We start from the raw sequence: 6,033 nt of genomic DNA on the forward strand, positions 1-6,033 counted from the left end.
GCACCGGCGAGGGTCAGATCCAGCCCGCCTCCCGCGCGACACGCACCGCCTCGACCCGGGTACGCGCCCCAACCTTGCGGGCGATCCGACCGAGATGGTTGCGGACGGTGCCACAGCTCAACCCCAGCGACACCGCGACCTCCGCCACCGGCGCCCCCGCAGCGGTCAGGGACAGCACCTGCGTCTCACGATCGGTCAACGGGCCATCCGAGTGCAGCGCCGCCACCACCAGATCCGCGTCGAGCACCGGCTCCCGCCGCGCGAGCCGACGAACCCCGTCGATCACCCGCTGCGGAGCGACGTCACACCGCAGGACACCCACCATCCGGGTCGCGCAGAACATCCCCCGCAGCCGCCCCGCCCGACGCGGGTGAGCCAGCACCAGGACCGGACACGAACCCAGACGACTCGCCTCGACCCCCTGGATGAAGTCCAGGTCGGCCACCATCACATCGGGCCGGTGGGCGAGCACGGCAGCCGGAACCGCAGCGACACGGTCCACCCTGCCCACCACACGGATGTCGTCCTCGGCAGCCAGGACGAACGACAACGCACCCAGCACCAGGGCGCCGTCCAACGCGAGCAGCGTACGGATCACCTCGAACCCTTCCCTGCACCCCGACCGACGATCACGCAACCGTACGCATTCAAACACGCGAATCAAACGTCCGCACGCTGGGGGAGCGGGCCCGAGCACACCCCGCACCCGCCCCCCGGACGACTACAACCAGCCGTCCCTCCGCGCCCGCCACACCGCCTCCAACCGGTTACGAGCACCGGTCTTGCGCAAGATCGCCGACAGATGGTTGCGCACCGTCCCATGCGCCAGGTGCAGCCGCACAGCGATATCCTTCAGCGGCAGACCCTCAGCGGCCATCCGCAGCACGTCCACCTCCCGGGGCGTCAACGGGCTCTCCGTCGGCCACAGCACCGCCGCCGCCGCAACTGGATCGATCGCCCGCTCCCCATCGGCGAGCGTGCGGATCACCCGCACCAACTCCTCCAGCGAGCCGTCCTTCCCGACCAGGCCCCGAGCACCGGCCGCCAGCGCCGCCTCCACCAGGGCCGGACTCCACCGGCGGCTCATCGCCAGCACGGCACTCGTCGGCGCCTGCGCCCGGACCGCGGCGACCACCTCCACCGGATCGGGGAGATCCGGCGACAGCGCGAGCACCACCACCTGCGGCCGGCACCGCCGGACCACAGTCAACAACTCGCCGACACCCTCGACATCGGCGACCACCTCCATGTCCTCCTCACGCGACAGCGCGGCGCAGAGCGCCCCGCGCAACAAACCCATGTCCTCGGCGATGACAACGTGGATCACCACGTCTCTCCGATCTCAGGTACGCGCCAGACAGCCACCACCCCGGATCACCCACAGGGTCCAGCAGACCGTCCACGCATGACAGGCGGGCAGGCGTCGGACCCGGGCACCGTCTCGTGAACGGGCCCGGGCACCGGTCGACCCAGCGACTGAACCTGCCGAACAGAGCAGCCGCCAAGGGCCGACCGGCCACCTCAGCCAGGTCGGGCGATCACCGAGGGGGATCGGGTCCCGAGGACGACGAGCCCGAGATCATAGGTCTGCGCGGCGGCGGCCACCTGCCGGACGACCGCCCACACCAGCCCGGGCGTGGGCGCCGACCCGTCGTTGACACCGGCCGCGTCCTGGTCGGCGGGGGTGACGGGCAAACCCGGAAGCCCCGCCGGAGTCGACGTCCGACCGGGCCGCGCGACAGGACGACCCGCCGCAGACACCATGCGCGGCCCGTGGACGACAGACGCCGGCCCCGGCACGGCCACCGCCGGCAGCAGCTCGACGGGGCGTACCGGCGCCAGCGCAGGATCGACCGGTGGGACCGGGGCGCGCCGGTACGCCGCACCGGTCACCGGGACAGCGCGGAGCCCGGGCCCCACCAGCGGGGGCAGCCGCGCCGGCGCCGCAACGACCACCGCGCCGAGAACCGGCGACAGGACGACATCGGTGATGCGACCGAGCACGACGATGACCGGCCGGATCGGCACCCGGTCCACGACGCCCACGACCTGCGCGACCGAGGCGCTGACCAGATCTACCGTGGACGACATGACAGGCCGGATCGCCGGCGGCGCGGCCACGAGCGGGTGTGCCCGGGTCAGCGGAACCGCACCGACCGGCTCAGCCACGCCTGGTGCCGGGGGAGTCAAGCCCCGGCGCGACGGGCCGGCGTCGCGGGGGCCGGCATCGCGGGGGCCGGCATCGCGAGGCGGGCGATGGCCGACCCGGACGGCCGCCGCCGACCGCGGTCCAGGCCGGATCGTGTCCCGTTCGACCGGACGGTGCGTCACCGACGAGGCGACGCGGGGGAGCGCCACCGACCCAGCCGAACCTCGACTCGACCCCTCGGGCGACATCGGTGGCGGCGCGGGGGCGACCCCTACCCGCGAGGTGGGGGGCAGATCCTGCTGACGGTCGTCGGCCCCCGCATCCCGCTGACGGTGCCGCTCGATGCCGTCTCCGACGGTGAGCCGGACGACCCGCTCGACGACACCGGTCCGTTGATGACGCTCGCCGCCGACCCCGTCATCCGCGGCGGCCGGGCCCTGAAACAGAACGGCCACCACGAAGCCGGCACCGACGGCGGCCAGGATCAGCACCATCCGCCGGGCGACCCTGCGCATCCGATCGGTCACGAGCGGGACGGATCGAGTCGACACAGGACTCGGCGGGGTTCCATCGACGGGACTTCGCACGCGGGCACGACCCCTCCGCTCAAGTTTGATGACTCATCGTAGCGATGTGGACACGCCAACGCATCCGGCGGCGTGTCGCGTACCGCCCGTCCGTCACGTGACGGGCGCTCTGGTGCCTCTGCCGAGCCGAAGCTCCGATTCGATAATGCACATTATGTAAAGTTAGGCGATCCGAGGCTTCCCCCGCCGAGCGCGGACAGGTGTTCCTCGATCAGTGCGACCCGTTGCGGGACCGGCCCAGCCGGCACATGGACCAGGTGGTGCCCGTACGCCTCGTACACCTGCTCGTGCACGCGGGCGAAGGCCAGCGATTCGGCGTAGCTGATCCGGCGTGCGGCCGTGCGGGTGATGAAGCCCAGCGGGCTGACCAGAAACACCGTGCGCTGGTAGATGCGCTGCCGCGCGATCCGGTCCACCTCGGCGGCGAGCGTCGGGCCGACTGGTCTGCCCAGGTGTCGGGCCAGGGCCAGCGTGCACAGGGGCGACCGGTCGTACAGCCGCGTCGGCCGCCGCAGGAGACTCGCGTCGATCATGGAGTTGTGGTGCCCGGCGTCACCCTGATTGCGCAGTTCATCCGCCACCACAAGTCCATGATCGACGGGGGCGACTGGGGGTCCGTCGGCCTCGATCTGGCGGTGGCGCTGCACGGCGTCGACGAACGCCGGCTCGCGCCATGGTTCGGCGCAGCCCTGCGCCTGGCGCTCGGCGATGACGTCGGTGGCGGCCTCCCGCACCGTGGCGTATCCCTGGTGGCGCAGCGCCTCCAGCACAGTCGTCTTGCCGGCGCCGGGCGCTCCGGTCAGGACGTACCGCAGTGGTTCGGGCATGGTCTTCTCCCCCTCTCCCCGCGCTTCCCGGGAACGCGAAAGTGCTGCATAATATCCCTTATGCATGACAAAAAGGACGAATCGCTCGGGGTGCTGATCGAGGAGTTCCTGACCGCCCGGGCCACCCGCAAGCCCTCCCCGCACACCCTGGCGGCCTACCGGCGGGACCTGTACGCGGTGGCCGCCCTGGTCGCCGACGGGGACGCCACTCCCCTCCCCCTCGACGAGCTGTCGATCACCGACCTCTCCCCCCGCGTGCTGCGGTCGGCGTTCGCCCGGTTCGCCGCACCCCGGGCGCCCGCGTCGGTGCACCGTGCCTGGTCCACCTGGAACAGTTTCTTCACGTTCCTGGTCGCCGATCAGGTGGTGGCGGGCAATCCGATGCCCGCGGTCGGCCGGCCCCGTGCGCTACTCCCCCAGCCGAAGCCGCTGCGTGGCGCGGACACCCCCGAGGTGCTGCTGGCGTCGGTCGCGCGCGACGACGGCCGCCAGCGTGACCCGTGGCCGGAGCGGGATGTGGCGGTGCTGGCGGTGGCGCTGTGTGCGGGGCTGCGCCTGTCGGAGCTGCTGGCGCTGCGGGTCGGGTCGCTGACGGGGCGGCCCGGTGAGCGGCGGGTCGAGGTCACCGGCAAGGGTGGGCGTCCCCGGGTGGTGCCGATCGAGGCGGATCTGGATCGGGTGGTGTTGGACTATCTGGACAGTCGCCGTCGGCGTTTCGGGGCCCGGTCGGTACGCCCCGACTCGGCGTTGCTGGTGGATCGGCACGGTGAGCCGCTGCGCCGTGGTGGGCTGCAGTATCTCGTCGATTCATGCTACCGGCGGGCGGGCATCGGTGACCGGGTGCCGCGTGGGGCGCGGTTGCACGCGTTGCGGCACACGTTCGCGACGCGGTTGGCGGAGGACGGTGCCAGCGCCGCGGAGATCATGCGGTTGCTGGGGCACGCGTCGTTGGCGTCGTCGCAGACGTACATCGAGGTGACGGCCGGGCAGCAGCGCGACGCGGTGCGGGCCAACCGGACCAACCGGGCGTTGGCGGCTCTGGTGGCGGTGGACCGGGAGTGAGTGGGGTCAGTGGGCGCGGTGGCCGGTGCCGTCGGCGGTGACGGGCAGTGGGCCGAGGACGGCGTTGATGAGGTGGATGCGGGCGTTGGTGGCCCGGTAGTCGGCGCAGACGGTGTCGGCGCGGTCGGCGAGGCGGGTGGTGGGTCCGGTGCGGACGGCGGTGAGGGTGGCGCCGTCGAGGGTGGTGACGGTGCCGGTGGTGGCCAGTTCGTCGATCGAGTGGGCTCCGGTGCTGAGGTGTGGGACGCGGTCGCTGAGGGTGTCGATGGCGGTGGTGTAGGCGTACTCGTCGGTGTCGCTGGTGTACTGCGCGGCGTGGGTGGTCTCCCATGGGGTGCGCAGTTGTTGGCCGGGGGTGTCGGGTTGCCCCAGGGTGCGGTGGTGGTGGCGGTGACGGGGTCGGAGTAGGGCTTCTGGCGGTTGGGGCGCCAACTGCCGACGATGGTGGGGGTGCCGTCGGTGTCGACGGTGGTGCGTTCATTCGTGGCCGCGGTGGTCGGTGACTTCAGCCGAGGTCGACCAGCAGGGGCCGGTGGTCGGAGATGGTGGACAGCGGAGCGGTGACGGCCCGGACGGGTGGCAGTTGGTCGAGGGCGTGCCGGTCGGCGAGGACGTGGTCGAGTTGGACGCGGGGTTGCCCGGCGGGGTAGGTGGGGCGTCGGCCCAGGGGTTGCCAGCCGGAGATGAGCCGGGCCGGGCCGGCGGGCAGGTTGAGGTCGCCGAGCAGGACGCGGGGTGCGGGTAGCGCGCGCAGGGCGCGGACGGTCTGGCGGAGTTGGCGGGCGTTCCAGCCGGGGACGAAGGACAGGTGTGTGGCGGCGACGGTGAGGGGGCCGTGCGGGGTGTCCAGGACGGCGGCGAGGACGACGCGGGGTTCGTCGTGCAGCAGGATGAGGCCGCCGCGGGGGCCGGGCACGTAGACCGGGGAGCGCACGGGTGCCGGCTTGAGGCGGGTGACCTGCCAGCTGCGCACCGGGTAGCGGCTGATCAGGCCGATGCCGTAGCAGGGTTCGCCGTGGCCGTCGTCGTCGTGACGCAGGGGTCGGAACTGTTCGCCGGGGGTGCCGACGACGGCGGCGGCGAAGCGGTGGTGGGGTGCGTCGAGGGCGTGGGCGGCGATGGCGGTGAGGTCGAGGTTGCCGCTGCGGCGCTGGTCGCGGTCGACCTCCTGCAGGGCGAGCACGTCGGCGTCGAGGGCGCCGATGGCGGCGGTGAGTCGGTCGGAGTCGACGAGCCCGTCGGTGAGGGATCGTCCGTGCAGCAGGTTGAAGGTGGCCAGGCGCACTCCTGCACCCTACGTCCCCGTGGCAGGGTTGCCGGGTGGTCAAGGTGCTGCTGTGTTCCGTGCTGGTGTTCGTGGCGGTTGGCGCGTTGGGGGTGTGGTTGCGGCGTACGCGGGGTCGGTGAG

The 6,033-nt window shown here is 72.4% G+C and carries 8 protein-coding genes; 2 read left to right on the top strand and 6 right to left on the bottom strand.

All coding sequences use genetic code 11. From position 1 onward, the window contains the following. Positions 1 to 13: 13 nt before the first annotated feature. The 3 genes from F8271_RS14245 to F8271_RS14255 form a co-directional block, all read right to left on the bottom strand. On the bottom strand, positions 14 to 598 hold the full coding sequence (locus F8271_RS14245) for a response regulator transcription factor (protein ID WP_151490250.1): 585 nt from the start codon (positions 596 to 598) through the stop codon (positions 14 to 16). A gap of 123 nt (positions 599 to 721) precedes the next feature. Then, a complete protein-coding gene (locus tag F8271_RS14250; RefSeq protein ID WP_225854529.1) occupies positions 722 to 1,327 on the bottom strand; it encodes a LuxR C-terminal-related transcriptional regulator in 606 nt (201 codons plus the stop codon). A 194-nt stretch (positions 1,328 to 1,521) separates the two neighbouring features. Next, complete coding sequence (locus tag F8271_RS14255; protein WP_151490252.1) at positions 1,522 to 2,091, bottom strand: hypothetical protein; 570 nt, start codon at positions 2,089 to 2,091, stop codon at positions 1,522 to 1,524. Positions 2,092 to 2,481: 390 nt separating this feature from the next. Between F8271_RS14255 and F8271_RS14260 the strand changes: the two genes are divergently transcribed. Next, positions 2,482 to 2,778: a hypothetical protein gene (locus tag F8271_RS14260; protein ID WP_151490253.1), complete on the top strand. Its 297-nt coding sequence runs from the start codon at positions 2,482 to 2,484 to the stop codon at positions 2,776 to 2,778. A gap of 110 nt (positions 2,779 to 2,888) precedes the next feature. On the opposite strand, the gene F8271_RS14265 is transcribed toward F8271_RS14260, so the two are convergent. After that, positions 2,889 to 3,563: an AAA family ATPase gene (locus F8271_RS14265; RefSeq protein ID WP_151490254.1), complete on the bottom strand. Its 675-nt coding sequence runs from the start codon at positions 3,561 to 3,563 to the stop codon at positions 2,889 to 2,891. A 60-nt stretch (positions 3,564 to 3,623) separates the two neighbouring features. Between F8271_RS14265 and F8271_RS14270 the strand changes: the two genes are divergently transcribed. Then, the gene (locus tag F8271_RS14270) at positions 3,624 to 4,625 is read left to right on the top strand and encodes a tyrosine-type recombinase/integrase (RefSeq protein ID WP_151490255.1); all 1,002 of its coding nucleotides are present in this window, start codon (positions 3,624 to 3,626) and stop codon (positions 4,623 to 4,625) included. A gap of 6 nt (positions 4,626 to 4,631) precedes the next feature. Here the strand turns inward: F8271_RS14270 and F8271_RS14275 are convergent, their stop codons facing one another. Both F8271_RS14275 and F8271_RS14280 read right to left on the bottom strand, forming a co-directional pair. Next, a complete protein-coding gene (locus F8271_RS14275; RefSeq protein ID WP_151490256.1) occupies positions 4,632 to 5,057 on the bottom strand; it encodes a fasciclin domain-containing protein in 426 nt (141 codons plus the stop codon). 73 nt (positions 5,058 to 5,130) lie between these two features. Then, positions 5,131 to 5,910, bottom strand: a complete 780-nt coding sequence (locus F8271_RS14280; protein WP_151490257.1) for an endonuclease/exonuclease/phosphatase family protein — start codon at positions 5,908 to 5,910, stop codon at positions 5,131 to 5,133. Between the last annotated feature and the right edge of the window lie 123 nt (positions 5,911 to 6,033).

The sequence above is a fragment of the Micromonospora sp. ALFpr18c genome, assembly GCF_008868155.1.
Lineage (GTDB): Bacteria > Actinomycetota > Actinomycetes > Mycobacteriales > Micromonosporaceae > Micromonospora.